Source organism: Streptomyces alboniger, from assembly GCF_008704395.1.
GTDB lineage: Bacteria > Actinomycetota > Actinomycetes > Streptomycetales > Streptomycetaceae > Streptomyces > Streptomyces alboniger.
Genome location: NZ_CP023695.1, coordinates 765425 through 784405 on the forward strand (window position 1 = coordinate 765425; position 18981 = coordinate 784405).

The following is an 18981-nucleotide window of genomic DNA, read 5'->3' on the forward strand; positions in this document are numbered from 1 at the left end:
CTGGAAGAGGGACTTGTGATGCACACCAAAGGACGCCTGAAGATCGGCTCCGCCTCCCCCATCGGTACGCGGGACATGCTGTCCAGCGAAGTGGCACCCGACAGCGACGGACTGCTGAAGATCGTGCGCCCCCAGGGCCCCCAGCTGACCGCGTCCGAGATCATCCGCGACCGCCGCGAGGAGTTCGCGGCCGATCTGCACCAGCACGGCGCTCTGCTCTTCCGGGGCTTCGGCACCGCGGGACCCGACGACTTCAACGAGGCCGTCCGGGCCTTCTCCGGGGACCTGCTCGAATACTCACACCGCTCCACGCCGCGCACCCGGCTCGAAGGCGGAATCTACACCTCGACCGAATACCCCCCGGACCAGGTGATCCCGCTCCACAACGAACTGTCCTGGACGCACACGGCCCCCCGCTACCTGTGGTTCTGCTGTCTGGAGCCGGCTCGGCGCGACGGAGCGACACCGATCGCCGACACGCGCAAGATCCTGCGGCTGCTGCCGGACGGGCTCAAGGAGAAGTTCGCCCGGCACGGGATCCTGTACGTCCGCAACTACTACCCGGACATGGACCTGCCGTGGCAGGAGGTCTTCAACACCGACAGCAAGGCCGAGGTGGAGGCCTACTGCGCGCAACAGGGCATGGAGTGGGAGTGGGTCGGCGACGACCACCTGCGGACCCGCCAGCTGTGCCACGCCGTGGTGAAGAACCCGCAGACGCAGGAGCTCTCCTGGTTCAACCAGGCCCATCTGTTCCACCACACCCGCGTCGGGGCCGAGGGCGCGGCCTCGCTGATGGCGATGTTCGGCAAGGACAACCTGCCCCGCAACACCTACCTCGGCAACGGCGAGGACATCACCGACGAGGACCTCGCGGCCATCCGGGCCGCCTACGACCAGGCGCTGTACCGCTTCCCGTGGGAAGCCGGCGACATGCTCCTCGTGGACAACCTCTCCTGCGCCCACGCCCGCGACACCTACGAAGGCCCGCGCCGCGTCATCGTCGCCATGACCGACTCCGTCGACTGCCGGGCCATCCGCACCGAGGAGACCCGATGAAGCTACAGATCGGCAGGGCCACGACCACTCGCGTCTCCACCGAGAACCTGGTGCGCCGCACGTCCACCCACGAGGGACGTCTGCATGTGATCACCGCGACCGGCGCCAGCGACCTCGCCGAGTGGATCGCTCACAACAAGGCCGAGGTCGAGACGTTGCACGCACAGACCGGCGCCCTGCTCTTCCGCGGGTTCTCCGTGCCCACCGAGGCCGAATTCGCCCCCGTCGTCCAGGCGTTCAGCGGCGGCACGCCGTACATGATCGAGGATCAGAACAGTCACAACCAGTTCGTCACGGACGGCGAGGACGTCTGGTTCCACAACGACTACTGCGACCGCGCCAAGTGGCCCCGGTACCTGATCTTCTGGTGCGAGCTGACGAACGCCTCGGGCGGCGAGACACCCTTCGTCGACACCACACGCGTCTACCAGCAGCTGCCCGCGCGGATCAGGGACCGGTTCGAGGCCGAGGGATGGATCCTCCAGCGCCGCTTCCACTCCGGTATCGGCGTGGACGCCAAGGGCTACTTCAAGACGGAGGACACCGGCGAAATCCTCCGCCAGCTGGCGCTCCTCGACGCGTTCGACGTGCGGTGGGACGGAGACGTACTGACCGGCTTCTCCGTCCGCTTCGCCCCGTCGTTCGAGCATCCCGCGCTCGGCATCAAGGTGTGGGGCAACAACATCACCTTCAGCAACATCGCCATGGTCGAGCAGACCATCCGCGAGCAGCTCCTGAGCGACTACGCCACCGACGAGCTGCCGGTGAACACCTTCTGGGGCGACGGCGCGCCGATCTCGGCGCGGGACATGGCCACCCTGCGGGACATCTACCTGACCAACGAAGTCTCCTTCGAGTGGCAGGAGGGCGACGTGCTGCTCATCGACAACATCCGCTGCGTGCACGGCCGCCGGCCCATCCTCGCCCCCCAGCGCGTGAACGTCGGTGTCTGCGAGTTCTACCACCGCGTCAACGCCCTCGCCCTGAGCTGACCTCCGTCTCAGCCGACCTCCGCCTGAGCTGACTTCCGCCTGAGCAAAAGGAACCACGCACGATGACCACGCACGCCGACCCGTCCAGCTCATCCCAGGTGGACGGCTACGCCATCTCGCCCATCCAGCGCCAGATCCTGCGCCGTCACACCGGCGCCGCCGAGCTGCCGCAGGACATCACGGCCCACATCGAACTGCCCGCCCGGATCACCTCCGAAGAACTCCGGCACGCCGTCACCGCCGTAGCCCACCGCCACGACCTGTTGTGTTCGGACTTCCGTCAGCTCCCCGGCATGGCGGAACCCGCCCAGGTCGTGCGCGGCGAAGCAACGGTCCGGTTCGACTCCGACACCACCGGGACCGATACCGGGCCCGCACTGAGGATCAACGAGCCGTTCGCACTGCGCACCGTACTCGGCGGCGAGCACGGCGACGGCCCGAGGACCCTGAAGCTCGCCATGTCCGGCTTCCTCGCCGACCCGGCCTCACTGGCCCGGTTCACCGCGGAGCTGGCCGGCGCGCTCGGCATCGCCGAGGCCCCCGCGGCGGAGGAGTACCCGCGCTACGCCGACGTGGCCCAGTTCCTCGCCGGAGCCGGCGAGGACGCCGAGGCCCAGCAGTTCTGGCGCGCCCTCGCCGACCGGGCCGAGGATGCCGCCCTGCCCACGGTCGGTTACGACGAAGCAGGCGTGAGCGAGCTGCACTTCACGCTCGACGCCGGGGTGAACGCCCAGGTGCGTCACCTGGCGGAGCGCACCGGCTGGTCGTACCGGAACATCGTGTTCGGTGCGCTCCACACCCTGGTGCAACGGCTCACCGGCCGCCCCTCCACGGTCGCCCTGCACTGGTCGGCCCGCGACGCCTACCCCGAGCTGGCGGGTGTCTTCGGCCCCCTCACCTTCGACGTGCCGACCGTACTCCCGGACGTCGCCGGCCGGGACTTCACCGCGTTGCAGGGCGAACTCACGAGCCACCTCGGACAGATCGCCGAGCATGCGCTGGCCCTGCCGTCTCTGGACGGCCTACTCCCCGCCGCTCCCCGGCTCCGCGCCGACTTCGGCATCGCGGAGGCCGCCGCGACCCCCGGCGTCACGCTGCGCGTCGAGGACACCGCCACCCATGCCTACGACCTCGCGCTGTCCTGGCTCGACTACGCCCGGGGGGCCTGTGTCCTGCGGTTCAGGCCGGAACTCTTCGCCGAGCTGGACATCGAGCTGTTCTTCGAGCGCCTGGAGGCGCTGCTGGCCCGGCTGTGCTCCGAGCCCTCGGCCGACCTCACACGGGTGCCGGTCATGTCCGACGCCGAATACCGGCGCACCGTCGTGGAGTTCAACGCCACCGAGCGGTCCTACGACGCCGGCACCACGGTCGTCACGCGGTTCCTGCGACAGGCCCGCGAGACGCCCGACGCCGTGGCGCTGTGCTCCGCCCGCGAGCAGCTGACGTACGCGGAACTCGCCGACCGCGCCGGACGCATCGCCCGCTGGCTGACCGGCCGCGGCGTCGGCCCCGGTGACTTCGTCCCGCTGTACCTCGACCGCCGCCTCGACGCGGTCGCCGCGATGGTGGGCGCAGCCCTGACCGGTGCGGCCTACGTGCCGCTGAACACCGCCCTGCCGAGCGCCAGGATCACCTCCGTGGTCGGCCGCATCGAACCCTGCGCCATCATCGTCTCGGGCACCTGGGCCGACCGGCTGGTCCTGCCCGAGAACTGTACGGACGCGGCCCTGCTGCGCCTCGACACGCAGCTGGCCGCGCTGCCGGCCGCCGACGACGTCACCTCGCGCGCGGCGGCCACCGACCCCGCCTACGTGATCTTCACATCGGGGTCGACGGGTGAGCCCAAGGGCGTCGTCGTGGCTCACCGGCGGCTGGCCAACCTGGTCGACTGGGTCAACCGCACCCAGCAGGTCACGGCAGGCGACCGCGTCCTGCTGGTCACCTCCTTCAGCTTCGACCTGTCGGTGTACGACGTGTGGGGTTCCCTCACCGCGGGCGCCTGCATCCGTCTCGCCGACGAGACCGAGCTGTCCGACCCGCAGCACCTGGTGGACATCCTGCGCACCGAGCAGGTCACCGTCTGGGACTCGGCGCCCGCCGCCCTCCAGCGCCTCACCTCGCTCTTCGAGCTGTGCGGCGACGCGCTCAAGAGCAGCACACTGCGGCTGGTGATGCTCTCCGGCGACTGGATCCCGGTCACGCTCCCGGACACCATGAGGCGGTACTTCGACAACCCCACCGTGCTCGCCATGGGCGGCGCCACCGAGGCCACCATCTGGTCGAACTACCACGTCGTGGACCAGGTCTACCCCTGGTGGCCGAGCATCCCCTACGGGCGCCCGATGCAGAACTGCCGCTACTACGTGCTCGACGCCCAGGGCAACCCGCAGCCCACCGGCGTGCCGGGCGAGCTGTACATCGGCGGCGTCTGCACGGCCGACGGCTACTTCGGTGACCCCGCGACCACGGCCGACCGCTTCCTCGACGACCCGTTCGTGCCCGGCGGTGCCGACAAGCTCTACCGCACCGGCGACCTGGTCCGTCACCTCGGCCACGGCGAACTCCAGTTCCTCGGCCGCGAGGACGACCAGGTGAAGATCCGGGGCCACCGGATCGAGCTGGGCGAGGTCGCGGCGGCGGTGCGCGCCCACGAGGACGTCAAGGAGGTCATCGTCCGCAGCGTGCGCGAGGCGGACGGCAACAACGCCCTCGTCGCCTACTGGCTGCCCCGGAACGACTCGGCCGCGCTCGACCACCCCGCCCTGACGGCCTTCCTCACCGAGTTCCTGCCCGCGTACGCCATACCGGCCTACAGCGTGCGGCTCGCCGAGATCCCCGTCACCGCCAACGGCAAGGTCGACTACGCCGGGCTGCCCCAGCACCGTACGGCCGCCGCCGAGCGGGTGGAGCCTGCCACCCGGACCGAGGAGACGCTGCTCGCCCTGTGGGAGGAGCTACTCGGCCACGGCGAACTCGGCGTCACCGACAGCTTCTTCGGCGCGGGCGGCCACTCGCTGGCCGCGGTGCAGATGCTCACCCGGGTGCAGACGCTCTTCGAACGCCGCGTGCGCATGCCGCAGTTCATCGCCGACGCCACCGTCCGCGGCCTCGCCGCCCTCATCGACGCCGACGACGCCACGTCCGCCGCGCGGCGCCCCGCCCTCACGAGGAAGCAGAGTTCGGGGTATCCGCTGTCCGGCGGGCAGAAGCGCATGTGGTTCCTGAACCAGCTGGCGGGCCCGAGCCCCACGTACAACATCCAGCAGGCCGTCGTGGTGCGCGGTGCCCTCGACCACGAGGCGCTCCAGCAGGCGTTCACCGATCTGCTGACCCGGCACGAGGTGCTCCGTACGACGTACGCGGAGGTCGAGGACGCCCCCGTACAGCACGTGCTGCCCGCACACGAGGTCGGGCCCGTCCTCGACGTGGTGGAGAGTTCGGCGCAGAGCGTGGACCGGCAGGTGTCCGAGGCGTCGCGGTACTGCTTCGACCTGAGCGGCGAAGTCCCGCTCCGGGCCTGGTTGTTCACCGTGTCCGCGGACCACCACGTCCTGCTTGTCGTGACGCATCACATCGCCAGTGACGGCACCTCCGAGGGTGTGCTCCTGCGCGATCTGGCGACGGCGTACGAGGCGCGCGCGCAAGGGCGGCACCCCGGCTGGGAGCCGCTGCCGGTGCAGTACAGCGACTACGTCCTGTGGCAGCAGGAGCTGCTGGGCAGCGACGCCGACGAGACGAGCGTCCTCAGCCAGGAGCTGGCGTACTGGCGCGGTGCTCTCGACGGCGCTCCGGCCACCCTCGACCTGCCGTACGACCGCCCGGCCCCGGTGACGCCCTCCCACGAGGGCGACCAGGTGACCTTCCGCATCGACGCCGCGCGGCACGAGGCCCTGCGCAGGCTGGCACGGGACAACGACAGCACCCTTTTCATGGTGCTCCAGACGGCCCTGGCCGCGCTCCTCAAGCGGCTCGGGGCCGGTGACGACCTGCCCATCGGCACCGGTGTGGCCGGCCGCGGCGACGAGGCCCTCGACGACGTGATCGGCTTCTTCATCAACACCCTGGTCCTGCGCACCGACGCCTCCGGGAATCCGGCCTTCACCGAGCTGCTGGCGCGGGCACGCCGGACGGCTCTCAGCGCCTTCGCCCATCAGGACGTCCCCTTCGACCGCGTGGTCGAGGAGCTGGTCACTACGCGGTCCCCCGGCCGCGCCCCGCTGTTCCAGGTCATGCTGATGCTGCGGGACAACGTGGTGACGGACCTGGCGCTCGGTACGGCGTCCGGCACCGTCGAGCCGGTCAACCCCCGGGTCGCCAAGTTCGATCTTCTGGTCAACGTCAACGAGACGTACACGACCACGACCACAAGCGGCACCCGCCACCCCGGCGGCCTCGATGTCCTCCTGGAGTACGCCACCGACGTCTTCGACGCGGCGACCGTCCAGGCCATCGGGCGCCGGCTGCTCGCCGTCATCGACGCGATGGCCACCGACCCCGACACCCGGGTGCGGGACGTGGATCTCCTCGAAAGCGCCGAGCGGCAGCGCGTCCTGGCCGACTGGAACGCCACCGGTCAGCCGCTGCCGCGAAAGTCGCTGCCCGAGCTGTTCGAGGCACAGGCGGCCCGTACACCGGACGCGGTCGCGGTGTCCGCCGAGAGCGGGGAGCTGACCTACGCCCAGCTCGACGCGCGCGCCAACCGGCTGGCGCACCGCCTCGTCGGGCTCGGGGTCGGCGCCGAGACCCCCGTACCGCTGCTGATGGAGCGTTCCGCCGACGTGGTGGTGGCCACCCTGGCCGTCCTCAAGGCGGGCGGTTGCTACCTGCCGCTGCACCACGGCTATCCCGCCGAGCGGCTCGCCCTGGTGCTCGCCGACACAGGGGCCCGGGTCCTGCTCACGGATCGTGTCATGGCCGGCCGCGTGCCCGAGGGCGACCTCGACATCGTCGTGGTGGACGCGAACGAGGGCGAGGCCCCGGAGCCGGACACCGCGCCGGCGCTCGTGCACCGCGCCGACCAGCTCGCCTACGTCATGTACACCTCCGGCTCCACCGGGCAGCCCAAGGGCGTCGCCACCGAGCAGCGCGCGGTGATCGCCCTCGCCCTGGACCGCTCGTGGCGGGGCGGCGCGCACCAGCGGGTCCTGATGCACTCGCCGCACGCGTTCGACGCCTCCACGTACGAGCTGTGGGCGCCCCTCCTGAGCGGCGGACGGATCGTGGTGGCTCCGCCCGGCGAACTGACCCCGCACGGCCTGCGCACGCTGCTCACCGAGCACGAGGTCACCGGCACGTTCCTGACCAGTGGTCTGTTCAGCCTCGTGGCGGACGAACTGCCCAGTGCCTTCGCCACCCTCCAGGAGGTGTGGACCGGCGGCGACGTGGTCCCGGCGGCGTCCGTGGCCAAGGTGGTTCGGGAGTGCCCCCGGACGACGGTCGTCGACGCCTACGGACCGACGGAGACCACCACGTTCGCCACCAGCTTCCGGGTCCCACGGGACGCGGAAGTACCCCGGCCGCTGCCGATCGGCAAGCCGCTGGACAACACGCGGGTGTACGTCCTCGACGAGGGGCTCCACCCGGTCCCCGCCGGGGTCACCGGCGAGCTGTACGTGGCGGGCGCGGGTCTGGCGCGCGGCTACCTCAACCGGCCCGCGTCGACGGCGGAGCGGTTCGTCGCCGATCCGTTCGGTGATCCGGGCACCCGCATGTACCGCACCGGGGACCTGGCGCGCTGGGGAGCCGACGGCGATCTGCAGTTCGTGGGCCGCGCCGACGGCCAGGTCAAGCTCCGCGGTTTCCGCATCGAACCGGGCGAGATCGAGCATGTGCTGGCCCAGGCGGACGGGGTGGCCCGGGCGGCCGTGATCCTGCGTGAGGACAGGCCCGGCGACAAGCGCCTGGTGGCCTACGTGGTGCCCGCGGCCGACGGCACGGTGGACCCGGGCGGACTGCGGCGCCACGCGGCGCGGCAGCTTCCGGAGTACATGGTGCCCGCGGCCGTGGTGGTCCTGGACCAGCTGCCCCTGACGGGGAACGGCAAGGTCGACCGCGAGGCGCTGCCCGCCCCCGACTACCGGGCGGGTGTCGTCGACCAGGAGCCGCGCACCGAGCGGGAAACGGTCCTGTGCGGGCTGTTCGCGGACGTACTCGGCCTCGACCGGGTCGGCGTCTCCACCAGCTTCTTCGCGCTGGGCGGCAACTCCCTGCTCGCCACCAAGCTGGTGAGCAAGGCGCGCGCGGCCCTGGGCCAGGAGCTGTCCGTACGGGCCGTGTTCGAGGCCCCGACCGTCGAGGGGCTCGCGCGTCACCTCGACAGTGCCCGGCCGGGCGAGCGGCTGCCGGAGCGCCCGGCGCTGCGCCGGATGGCAAGGCCCGTCCGAACGCAGTGAGCCGGCCGGGCGCGGCCCGCCGGTGGGCGCCCTCGGTGCCCACCGGCGGGCCGGCCACGCCCGGGCCCCAGACCCCTAGGAGACGTGATGATCCCGCTGTCGTTCGCACAGCACCGGATGTGGTTCCTGAATCGGTTCGAGGAATCCCGAGCCGTCTACAACGTTCCCGTCGCGCTGCGTCTGTCCGGCGCGCTCGATGTGCACGCGCTGCGCTGCGCGCTGCGGGACGTCGTCGCGCGGCACGAGAGCCTGCGCACCCTGTTCCCCGCCGACACCCACGGCGAGCCCTACCAGCACATCGTGGCGGCGGCCGACGCCGAGTCGCCCTTCGAGGTGGTACGGACGACGCCGGCGGAACTCGACGCCGCCCTGGCCGCCTGCGCGCGGCGGGGATTCGACCTGGAGGCCGAACTGCCGCTGCGGGTACGGGTCTTCGCCCTTTCTGAGACCGACCACGTCCTGCTGGTCCTGTTGCACCACATCGTCGCGGACGGCTGGTCCATGGCCCCCTTGGCCCGCGACCTGTCGTCGGCGTACGCGGCCCGGCTCTCGGGTGGCGCCCCGCGGTGGGAAGAGCTGCCGGTGCAGTACGCGGACTACGCCCTGTGGGAGCGCGAGCTGCTCGGCAGCGCCGAGGACCCGGACAGCCGGCTGCGCGTCCAGAGCGCGTACTGGGCGCGGGCCCTGGCCGGGCTGCCCGAGCAGCTGGAGCTGCCCACCGACCGGCCCCGTCCCGCGACGGCGTCCTTCCACGGCGAAGTCGCCGCGTTCGCCTGTGACGCGTCGGTGCACCAGGCCCTGCTGGCCCTGGCCGACGCGCACCGCGTCAGCCTGCACATGGTGTTGCAGGCCGCGGTCGCGGCGCTCCTGTCCCGGCTGGGGGCGGGGGACGACATTCCCATCGGAACGCCCGTCGCGGGACGCTCCGAGGAGGCCCTCGACGACCTGGTCGGGTGCTTCATCAACACCCTGGTCCTGCGGACAGACCTGGCGGGCGACCCGAGTCCGCGCGAGCTGCTCGGGCGCGTGCGCGAGAGCGCCCTCGACGCCCACGCCCACCAGGAGGTGCCCTTCGAGCACCTGGTGGACCTGCTCAATCCGGAACGCTCCGCCGCCAGACACCCCCTGTTCCAGGTGATGCTGGTGCTCGAACAGAACGACTTGGGGGCCTGGCGCCTGCCCGGCCTCGACGTGACGGCTGTCCCCGTGGGCCTGGCCGTGGCCAAGTTCGATCTCACCTTCACGCTCGTAGAGGAACGCGACGACGCCGGGCGGCCCGCGGGCCTCTCCGGGCAGCTGGAGTACGCCACCGAACTCTTCGACCGGGAGACGGGCGAGGAACTGGCGGCGCGGCTGGTGCGGTTCCTCGGCTTGATGGCCGCGTCCCCGGACGTCCCCCTCAGCCGCATCGACATCCTCGGCCCCGCCGAACGGGAGTTGGTGCTGAACGGGTGGAACGCCACCACGACCACCCCCGCCCCGGCTCTGCTGCACGACGTCTTCACCGCGCGGGCCGCCCGTACTCCGGACGCCACCGCGCTGGTCAGCGGCGCTTCCCGGATCAGCTTCGGGACCCTGGAAGCGGCCGCCAACAGGCTCGCCAGGTATCTGATCGGCCATGGCGTCGGCCCGGAGCGCCGGGTCGCGGTGGCCCTGCCGCGCTCGGCCGACACGGTGGTGGCCCTCCTCGCGATCCTCAAGGCCGGTGGGACCTACGTGCCCGTCGACACCGCCTACCCGGCCGAGCGCATCGCCCACCTGCTCGGTGACTCCACGCCCGTACTGCTGCTGACCACGCGGGACATCGCCGCGGGGCTGCCGGAACCGGCCCGTGCCGTGCCGCGGGTCACGGTGGACGATCCCGCCCTGCGCACCCGGCTCGGCACCCATCCCGGTGGTGCGATCACCGACAGCGAGCGGGCGGCACCCCTGCGGTCCTGCCACGCGGCGTACGTCCTCTACACGTCCGGCTCGACGGGGCGGCCCAAGGGTGTGGTGGTCGAGCACGCGAGCGTGGCCAACCTGTTCCACGACCACTTCCGTGCGGAAGGCCGCTACGCCGCGGAACTCGCCGCCGCCGTACGCCCGTACCGGATGGCGCTGACCGCCTCCTTGTCCTTCGACGCCTCGTGGAACCTGCTGCTGTGGATGGTCGCCGGCCAGGAGCTGCACCTGATCGACGACACCCTCCGCAGGGAACCGGCCGCTCTGGTGCGCTATCTCACCGAGACCGGCATCGACATCGTCGACACCACTCCTTCCCACTTCGAACAGCTCCGTGAGGCCGGTCTCGGGGCGGCCGGACACCCCCTGCCGCGCGTGGTGTTCCTCGGCGGTGAGGCCGTGGGCAAGTCGCTGTGGCAGGAGCTGCGCGCGCTCCCCGACTGCGACGTGCACAACATGTACGGCCCCACCGAGTGCACGGTCGACTCGCTCGTGGCCCGGCTCGACGGCGACGCCGAGCCCGTCGTGGGCGAGCCGATAGCCAACACCCGGGCCTACGTCCTGGACGCGGCGCTGTGCCCCGTGCCCGCGGGCGTGCCCGGCGAGCTGTACCTCGCAGGGGCGGGCCTGGCGCGCGGCTATCTCGGCCGCCCGGGTCTGACGGCGGAGCGCTTCGTGGCCGACCCCTTCGGGCCCCCGGGCACCCGCATGTACCGCACCGGCGACCGGGTGCGCCGACGTCGCAACGGGCGCGTCGAGTACCTGGGGCGGGTGGACGACCAGGTGAAGCTGCGCGGCTTCAGAATCGAACTGGGCGAGGTGGAGGCGGCCCTGACCGCCCGGCCGGAGGTGGCGCAGGCCGCGGTCGTGGTCCGCCCGGCCCGCGCGGGAGCGGAGCAGCTCGTCGGCTACGTCGTGCCCGCGTCCGGCACCGATCCGGACCCGGCGGATTTGCGCCGCGCACTGGGCCGGTCCCTTCCGGAGTGGATGGTCCCGGCCGCCGTGCTCGTCCTTGACGAACTGCCCCTGACCGCGCACGGCAAGCTGGACCGGCGCGCACTGCCCGCACCGGACTTCGGCGCTCGGGAGAGCCACCGGGGGCCGCGTGACGCCCGCGAGGAAGTCCTGTGTGCCCTCTTCGCCGACATCCTCGGCATCGACCGGGTCGGGATCGACTCCGGCTTCTTCGAACTCGGCGGCAACTCGCTCAGCGCGACCCGGCTCATCGCCAGGCTGCGCACCACGCTGGGCGTCAGTCTGCCGGTGCGCGCGCTGTTCGCGGCGCCCACGGTGGAGCAGCTGGCCACGCGGATCGAGCAGGCGGACCGGGAGCCGTCGTCCGGGCACGAGGGCCTGCTGCCCTTGCGCGCCCAGGGCACACGCCCGCCCCTGTTCTGCGTGCACCCGGTCGAGGGCGTCAGCATCGGCTACGCGGGACTGCTGCCCCACCTCGGTGCCGGTCAGCCCGTGTACGGCTTTCAAGCGGCCGGCCTGGAACGTCCCGCCGACCGCCCGGCCAAGCTGGCGCAGATGGCGCGGGACTACGTCGATCAGCTCCTCGCCGTCCAGCCGGAAGGTCCCTACCAGCTCCTGGGCTGGTCCTTCGGCGGTGTGGTCGCGCACGAGATGGCCGTCCAGCTCCAGCAGACGGGCAAGGACGTCGCGCTGCTCGCCCTCATGGACAGCCACCCCGGCGAGGCCCTGGACGGCGGCTTCACGGAGGAGGACGCCCTGAGGCTCCTGCTCAAGTCGGCCGGCGTGCACACCCCGGACGACGACGTGCGGCGAACCGACCGCGTGGAGGCGCTGGCACGCGTCCGGACGGGCCGGGGCCACTTGACGCTCCTCGACGAGGAGCAACTGTCCACCGCGGTCGACATCTGTGTGAACAACGCACGCCTCATGGCCGAGTCGACGCCAGGCCTCTTCCAGGGTGACGTGCTGTTCTTCGGCGCGGCCCGCGAGCCGGCCAGGACCGGCCCGCGCCCGGCCGACAAGTGGCGGCGCTTCGTGACGGGGCGGATCGAGGAGCACCCCGTCGACTGCCGGCACCTGGAGATGGCGCAGGCCGGGCCCATGGCGGCGATCGGCCGGGTCCTGGAGAAGGTCCTGCTGCCGCAGTTCCCGCCTGCCCGCTCCGGCGCGGCGGAAGGGGTGTGGGTGTCGTGACCTCGTCCTCACCCCGGCGGATCGCGGACTTCCGCGTCCTGTTCTCCGCCACCGTGCTCAGTGAGCTGGGCACCAACGTCTCCTACGTCGCCATTCCCCTGATCGCCGTATCCGCCCTGGATGCCTCCGCGGGCCAGGTGGGTGCGCTGGCCTCGCTGAGCACGCTGGCCTTCCTCCTCATCGGCCTGCCCGCCGGCGCGTGGATGGACCGCATGCGGCAGCGCAGTGTGCTGATCGCCGCGGACTTCGCGCGGGCCGCGCTGTTCGCCTCCGTCCCCGTGGCGTGGGCGTTCGGCGTCCTCTCCCTGGGCCAGCTGTATGTGGTCGTCCTTCTGAACGGCTGTGCCACGGTGTTCTTCGACGTGGGCTCGCAGAGCATCCTGCCGAAGCTCGTCGACCGCGAGTCCCTGGTGCGGGCCAACGCCGCCGTCATCGGGCTACAGGCCGTCGGTAACGTGGCCGGCCGTGGCGCGGGCGGCGGCCTTGTCCAGCTGCTCACCGCGCCCGTGGCCATCGTGTGCGCCGCCGTGAGCTATCTGCTGTCCGCACTGCGCCTCATGGGTATCCGCAGCACTCCCCCGCCGCCTTCCGCCGCCCGGCGCCGGACGCGGCTGAGGGCGGAGATCGCCGAGGGGCTGCGGCACGTGTTCGGCAACGTCGAGCTGCGGGCGCTCGTCCTCGCCGGGGTCAGCATCAACCTCGGTACGCAGACCATCAACGTCCTGCTGCCGCTGGTCTTCGTCCGGGAACTCCAGCTGCCCGCGGGCGCCTTGGGCCTGTTCTGGGCGGTCGGCGGTCTCGGCATCTTCCTCGGTTCCCGCTGTGCCCGCCCGGTCGCCGCGCGCCTCGGCCACGGGCGCGCACTCGCCGCCTTCGGGGTGTGCCTGACCCCGGCCGGGCTTCTGGTGCCGGTCATCGACCACGGTGTGTGGCTGTGGGTCGCGGGCACCGCCTGGCTCCTGGTCATGGTCAACACGGGCACGCAGAACGTCCTCGGTGTCACCCTGCGCCAGCGCCTCACGCCCGACTCCCTCCTCGGCCGGATGAACGCCACGTTCCGTGTGCTGCTGTACGGGGCCCACGCCGTCGGGGCCGCCTTGGCCGGCCTGGTCAGCGAAGTCACCTCGCTGCACACGGCGCTGTGGACGGGCGGCTGCTATCTCGCGCTGGGCTGCGTGCCGATCCTCCTCTCCCCGGTCCGCAAGCGCCGTGAGCTGCCTGAGCAGAGCCCCGAGCCCGGGGCCAGCAGCCCGTCGGCGGCACGGCCCGCCCTCTGAGGCCCCCTGAGGCCCACTGAAGGCCCCCCACACGCGTGTCACGGCCGCGCTCCCACCTGATCCGACATCGTCATCAAAGGAACCTCGCATGCTGTACGAGACGGTCGCCCGCTACGAGCTCTCCACCGCGGAGGCCGACCACATACGCGCCGAGGCGCACACCCTCGCGACCACTCTGGCCGACCCCTGCGACCCCGCGCTCTACGACCATCACCTGTTCGCGGACACCGGGCTGCCCCCGCGCCTGCGGCGGTTCCTGCACACCTTCCGCCGTACCGAGTCGAGCGCGGGGCTCGTGATCGAGGGCTTTCCCGTGGACGACGGGGCCGTGGGGCCGACCCCGGGGCACTGGGAGGAGAGCCGGGGGATCCCGGCCACCCTGGAGCACGAACTGTTCCTCGCCATGTGCGGTACCGCGCTCGGCGAGCCCTTCACCTGGGCCACACTCCAACTCGGCCGCATGATCACGGACATTCTCCCGATCCGCGGCGACGAGCGGCGGCAGAGCGGGCACGGCAGCGAGACCCTGCTCGAGTTCCACACCGAGGACGGCTTCCACCCGGGCCGCTGCGACTATCTGCTGCTGTTCGGCATCCGCAACCACGAGCGGGCGCCGACCATCATGGCCTCGCTGCGGGACGTCAAGCTCAGCGATCGCGACCTCGACGCCCTGATGCGGCCGGACTTCGAGATCCTGCCGGACGACGAGCACATCCGGCAGCTCGAGGCCCGCTATCCGGACCACCCCGCGCTGGCCCGTACCGAGGACATGCGGGACGACCCGCCGTCCGTGCCGGTGCTCTTCGGCGACCGGGACCGCCCCTACCTGCGCGTGGATCTGCCCTTCATGCGCTGCCGGGACGACGCCCCGCGCGCCCGGCACGCCCTCGCGGCACTCATGGAGGAGCTGGAGCGGGTGCAGCACTCCGTCGTCGTCGACCAGGGCAGTCTGCTCATCATCGACAACTATCTGGCCGTACACGGCCGCAAGCCCTTCCAGGCTCGCTACGACGGCACCGACCGGTGGCTCAAGCGCATGATCGTCAGTCGTGATCTGCGCAAGGGCGCCGCCGTGAACCTGTCCGGCAACCGCCGCGTCCTCTTCTGACCGCCGCTCCCCACCCTCCTCACCGCCCCCAGAGAACACCCCACCCACCCCGCAGAGAAAAGGGAGAACGCGTCGTGCGCACCGTCGTCATCTCAGGAGCCTCCAGCGGCATCGGCCAGGCCACCGCCGAACGCTTCACCCGGGCCGGGGACCGAGTCGTGAACCTGGACGTCAAACCACCGGAGGACCCCACGGCGGCGGCCGGAACATGGCGGCACGTGGACGTGGCCGACTGGGCGCAAGTGCGGTCGGCGGTCGAGGACGTCCATCAGGAGACCGGACGCCTGGACGTGGTGATCGCGAACGCGGGCATCAGCGTCCGGCACGGGGTCCTCGAGCTGCGCGAGGCGGACGCCCGCCGGATCGTCGACGTCAACCTGCTGGGTGTGCTGGGGCTCTGGCAGTGCGCGGCGCGCGTCATGACGGCGCAGGGACACGGCACCCTGCTGGCCACGGCATCGGTCAACGGCAGCCGGGGCTACCCGCGTTACGCCGACTACAACGCCACCAAGGCGGGCATCCGCGCCCTGGCCCAGACCTTCGCCATGGAGCTGAGCCCCCGGGTGCGCGCCGTGTGCGTCAGCCCCGGCGCCGTGCTGACGCCCATGCAGCAGGCCGAGTACACCGACGAGATGTTCGCCGCGACCAACGCGCAGATCCCGGCGGGCCGGCACGCCGCCCCCGCGGAGATCGCGGCGGCGTTCTTCTACCTCGCGTCCGAGGAAGCACGGTTCATCACCGGTCAGGAGCTGGTGATCGACGGCGGCGAGACGGCCGGCGCCACCACGTCGGCGTTCGGTACGGCGCTGTAGGGCGGGCCGGACGACGAAGCAGCAGCAGCAGCAGAAGGCGAGCAACGCGTACATGAAACAAGTGCACCTGACCAAAAGTCTGTTGGAGGTCGGCGCCGCCCCGGAGCGGGAAGGGCTCCCGGTCGCCCTGATCTTCCCCTTCGCCGGCGGCGGCGGTCACTCGATGAACGAATGGGTCGTCGAGTTCGCCCCGGCATGGCGGACAGTCGTCGTGCAGTACCCGGGCAGAGGCCGACGGCAGGCCGAACCCTTCGCGCGGTCGCTGCGAGAACTGGCCTATGCGGCAGTACGCGACCTGTTGTCCCTCGGCATGTCCGCGCCCTTGCTGATCGGTCACAGCATGGGGGCCCTTATCGCGCACTGCACAGCCACGGAACTCCAGCGGCATGGCGCCTCACCCCAGCTCCTGTTGGCCTCCGCGGGTCACCCACCCCACCGGGGAGTACCTCTGAGCGACGTACCTCTGTCAGTGGACCTCACTGACGCGGAACTCATCAAAACGCTCGACGCGCGGGGCGGAATCCATCCGCAAGTCCGGCAGGAGCGCGCCCTCCTGGATCTTTTCCTGCCGCAACTCCGCGCCGACCTCGGGCTGGTGCGTGAGCACCTCAGGAGAGGGAACAGCGCCGCCGTATCCTGCCCGCTCCTGGCGATGGGGGCGAGTGGCGACGAGGTGTCTCCCCCTGCCGAACTCCCGCACTGGTCGGCGCTCACGACGGGGGAGTTCGCCCAGAGGACATGGAAGGGAGGTCACTTCTACTTCCAGCACGGCCTCGACGGCCTCGCCGAGGAAGTCCGCAACATGCTCCAGAAACACGGGTGATGAGGCTCAGGCCCAGGGGTCGGTGATCTCGCGCAGCAGCGTCAGCGCCTCCCGCAGCTGCTTCATACGCCGCTTGCCGAGGTGCGTCTCCCACTCCTGCTCGACCTCGGCGACCACCGCGTCGGCAACCCGCTTCGCCGCCCACGCCTTCTCCGCTCCCCGCACCAGCCGCGCCCGCCTGTCGGTGGGGTCCGGCACCCGCCGCACATAGCCGGACTTCTCCAACTGGTCGACCAGGAAGCCGGCCGTCTGCTTGGTGATCTGTGCCTGCGCGGCCAGCTCCGTCAGCCGGGTGCCGTGCGGGCCGACACGCTGCATGACCCGTGCCTGCGCCGGCGTGAAGTCGTCGAAACCGGCTTCTGCCAGCGCGGCGAAGATCCGGTCCTCCAAGGCCCGGTACGGAATGAACAGGAGCACGCCCGTGGTCAGCTCGCTCTCCGGAACCATCTCGCCCACTCCCTCCACCCGTCCGTCGCCCCGTGATCGGCTCACAACCTTGACTTTGGTCAGTGCCTCTGACTACTTTAGTCAGAGAACCTTACCACTTGAGTGGGTGAGCCCCATGACCGCTGTCCTCGGAACCGATGAGCGCTGGCAGATCATCGACCGCGAGCGGGAGAGTCTGGCGGAGCTGCTGGAGAGCCTGAGCCCCGAGGACTGGGAGAGGCCCACCCAGTGCGGTGACTGGCGGGTGCGGGACGTGGCCGCGCATCTGACCGTCGCGGCGCGCTCCACCTACCGCTGGGTACTGCGTGAGTTCGTGCGCGCACGCGGGAACGTCGACCGGATGATCCACGACTCCGCGGTCCGCGAGGCCGAGCGGCCCGTCGCCGAGATCGTGGCCAACCTCCGCGGGACCATCGGCTCCCGTCACCTCGCGCCCGGCACCACCCCACGCGAACCCCTCCTGGACATCCTCGTCCACGGCCAGGACATCGCCCTCGCCGTCGGACGCGACCGCCCGATGCCCGCGCACGCCGCCCGCGACGCCGCCGACCGGGTCTGGACGATGCGGTTCCCGCCCCGCCCCTGGCCACTGCCGGAGGCCCGCCTGGTCGCCACCGACACCGACTGGGACCGCGGCAGGGGCGAGGAGATCCGCGGACCGGTCTCCGCCCTGCTCCTGCTGCTCACCGGCCGGACGGCCGCGGCCGAGGAGCGGCTGCACCGGGCCGACGGGTCATGATGCCCTCGTGACAGCAGAGAAGGTCGAACACACCGAAGACGGTCGCTACATCATCGTCAAGGGGCGGCGGTGGCGGGCCACGGACCCCGGGCTGGCCGAGGATGTGAAGGAACGGCTGGTCCATCATCTGATGGCGGCCCGCCGGGCGGTTGCCGCCGCTCGCGACGACGAAGCCGCGCGCAAGGCGGCCCGAGCCCGCGTGCAGCTCGCGAAGACGGGGCTGGGGGAACGCGGCACGGCGTGGTGGGACCTGACCCTCGCCGAACGACGCGGGCGTGCGGACGACTGCCTGCGCCGACTGGAGGCGGACTGAGCAGCCCGTGGCCCGGCGCGCCGCACAGGTGAGGGCCCGAGGGGCGTCGCCGCCTCAGCTCGCGCGGCGCGCGAGGGCGCGGCGCAGCACCTTGGCGAGCACGGCCGGACGGAACAGCAGCGAGGGCGCGGCCGTCATGTTCAGCACGCGGACGAACCGTGCCCATACGCCCGGGTCGTGCACGGCGAGCGCGAAGACGTGCTGGTTGTACCAGTGGGCGAAGCGTGCGGGCAGCGGTTGCCCGGTGGGGGCCCACATGAGGTCGGAACTGGTCGCCATGGTCCATGGGACGTGGACGACACGGGCCGCGGCACGGTGGTAGGAGCGGCTGAGGCCGTCGAGGCCGGACACGCCGGCCCTGCGGCGGCGCAGCAGACGGCCGAGCAGCTCCGCTTCGAGCGCGGCGACCGTGAGCCCTTGTCCGTAGACCGGGTTGAAGACGCAGAGCGAGTCGCCGACCGCGATCAGGCGTTCGGGCCAGCGGGGGTTCTTGTGGTGGAGGCGCCATTCGTTGCCGGGGTTGGTGTAGCGGCGGATCTCTCCCTGCCGGGCGCCGCGCTTGATCTGTTCGGCGAGACGGGGGTTGCCGAGGCTGTGGGCGAAGTCGAGGTAACCCTCGTCGTCGGTGGGCGGCACCTGCTGGTCGAAGCCGAACAGTGAGCACATCCAGCGATGGTGCTCCACGGCCAGCACCACCCCGCCGCGCGGAACGCCGGGCGCGAAGGTCATCTGGTACGGACACGGGTGTGCATCCCCACGTGAGGAGCTGGCGGACGCGGGCGCGCCCGTCTTCGACTACGGCGAGCGGATGAGCTTCCTGCTGCCGACCGGCTACGCGCCGAGCGACCCGGTGGGCGTATCGATCCAGACCTTCACGCGCGACGAACTCGAACGTCGCCTGCGGCA

At 71.5% G+C, this 18981-nt stretch carries 12 protein-coding genes; 10 read left to right on the forward strand and 2 right to left on the reverse strand.

All coding sequences use genetic code 11. From position 1 onward, the window contains the following. The first annotated feature begins 18 nt into the window (after positions 1-18). The 8 genes from CP975_RS03145 (at position 19) to CP975_RS03180 (ending at position 16576) form a co-directional block, all read left to right on the forward strand. Positions 19-1059, forward strand: coding sequence for a TauD/TfdA family dioxygenase (locus CP975_RS03145; protein ID WP_055529003.1), 1041 nt, complete (start codon positions 19-21; stop codon positions 1057-1059). Beyond that, positions 1056-2051 (forward strand): TauD/TfdA family dioxygenase, encoded by a 996-nt coding sequence (locus CP975_RS03150; RefSeq protein ID WP_055529005.1) that lies wholly within the window; start codon positions 1056-1058, stop codon positions 2049-2051. The genes CP975_RS03145 and CP975_RS03150 overlap by 4 nt, the downstream gene beginning before the upstream one ends. Before the next feature lie 62 nt (positions 2052-2113). Continuing rightward, positions 2114-8443: a non-ribosomal peptide synthetase gene (locus CP975_RS03155; protein WP_055529008.1), complete on the forward strand. Its 6330-nt coding sequence runs from the start codon at positions 2114-2116 to the stop codon at positions 8441-8443. Between the two features lie 87 nt (positions 8444-8530). Next, a complete protein-coding gene (locus CP975_RS03160; protein ID WP_055529010.1) occupies positions 8531-12556 on the forward strand; it encodes a non-ribosomal peptide synthetase in 4026 nt (1341 codons plus the stop codon). Continuing rightward, positions 12553-13833: an MFS transporter gene (locus CP975_RS03165; RefSeq protein WP_055529020.1), complete on the forward strand. Its 1281-nt coding sequence runs from the start codon at positions 12553-12555 to the stop codon at positions 13831-13833. Before CP975_RS03160 ends, CP975_RS03165 begins: the two co-directional genes overlap by 4 nt. Before the next feature lie 88 nt (positions 13834-13921). After that, a complete protein-coding gene (gene gntD / locus CP975_RS03170; protein ID WP_055529012.1) occupies positions 13922-14941 on the forward strand; it encodes a guanitoxin biosynthesis L-enduracididine beta-hydroxylase GntD in 1020 nt (339 codons plus the stop codon). A 74-nt stretch (positions 14942-15015) separates the two neighbouring features. After that, entirely contained in the window at positions 15016-15753 is a 738-nt protein-coding gene (locus CP975_RS03175; RefSeq protein ID WP_055529545.1) for an SDR family NAD(P)-dependent oxidoreductase, read from the forward strand. Positions 15754-15805: 52 nt separating this feature from the next. Beyond that, positions 15806-16576 carry a thioesterase II family protein gene (locus tag CP975_RS03180; RefSeq protein ID WP_150476556.1) on the forward strand — a complete coding sequence of 257 codons (771 nt, stop codon included), beginning with the start codon at positions 15806-15808 and terminating at the stop codon, positions 16574-16576. A 6-nt stretch (positions 16577-16582) separates the two neighbouring features. On the opposite strand, the gene CP975_RS03185 is transcribed toward CP975_RS03180, so the two are convergent. Continuing rightward, positions 16583-17023 (reverse strand): MarR family winged helix-turn-helix transcriptional regulator, encoded by a 441-nt coding sequence (locus CP975_RS03185; RefSeq protein ID WP_055529547.1) that lies wholly within the window; start codon positions 17021-17023, stop codon positions 16583-16585. A 115-nt stretch (positions 17024-17138) separates the two neighbouring features. On the opposite strand from CP975_RS03185, the gene CP975_RS03190 reads away from it, so the two are divergent. Then, positions 17139-17762, forward strand: coding sequence for a maleylpyruvate isomerase family mycothiol-dependent enzyme (locus CP975_RS03190; RefSeq protein ID WP_055529541.1), 624 nt, complete (start codon positions 17139-17141; stop codon positions 17760-17762). 7 nt (positions 17763-17769) lie between these two features. Next, the gene (locus CP975_RS03195; RefSeq protein WP_055529539.1) at positions 17770-18075 is read left to right on the forward strand and encodes a hypothetical protein; all 306 of its coding nucleotides are present in this window, start codon (positions 17770-17772) and stop codon (positions 18073-18075) included. Between the two features lie 54 nt (positions 18076-18129). Here CP975_RS03195 and CP975_RS03200 read toward each other — a convergent pair whose 3' ends face one another. Continuing rightward, entirely contained in the window at positions 18130-18804 is a 675-nt protein-coding gene (locus CP975_RS03200; RefSeq protein WP_055529537.1) for a hypothetical protein, read from the reverse strand. Positions 18805-18981 lie beyond the last annotated feature (177 nt).

Excerpts from the sequence above, each read along its gene's own strand:
- CP975_RS03145 (WP_055529003.1), top strand. The coding sequence starts at position 19 with ATGCACACCAAAGGACGCCTGAAGATCGGCTCCGCCTCCCCCATCGGT.
- CP975_RS03150 (WP_055529005.1), top strand. The coding sequence starts at position 1,056 with ATGAAGCTACAGATCGGCAGGGCCACGACCACTCGCGTCTCCACCGAG.
- CP975_RS03155 (WP_055529008.1), top strand. The coding sequence starts at position 2,114 with ATGACCACGCACGCCGACCCGTCCAGCTCATCCCAGGTGGACGGCTAC.
- CP975_RS03160 (WP_055529010.1), top strand. The coding sequence starts at position 8,531 with ATGATCCCGCTGTCGTTCGCACAGCACCGGATGTGGTTCCTGAATCGG.
- gntD (WP_055529012.1), top strand. The coding sequence starts at position 13,922 with ATGCTGTACGAGACGGTCGCCCGCTACGAGCTCTCCACCGCGGAGGCC.
- CP975_RS03180 (WP_150476556.1), top strand. The coding sequence starts at position 15,806 with ATGAAACAAGTGCACCTGACCAAAAGTCTGTTGGAGGTCGGCGCCGCC.
- CP975_RS03185 (WP_055529547.1), bottom strand. The coding sequence starts at position 17,023 with ATGGTTCCGGAGAGCGAGCTGACCACGGGCGTGCTCCTGTTCATTCCG.
- CP975_RS03190 (WP_055529541.1), top strand. The coding sequence starts at position 17,139 with ATGACCGCTGTCCTCGGAACCGATGAGCGCTGGCAGATCATCGACCGC.
- CP975_RS03200 (WP_055529537.1), bottom strand. The coding sequence starts at position 18,804 with ATGACCTTCGCGCCCGGCGTTCCGCGCGGCGGGGTGGTGCTGGCCGTG.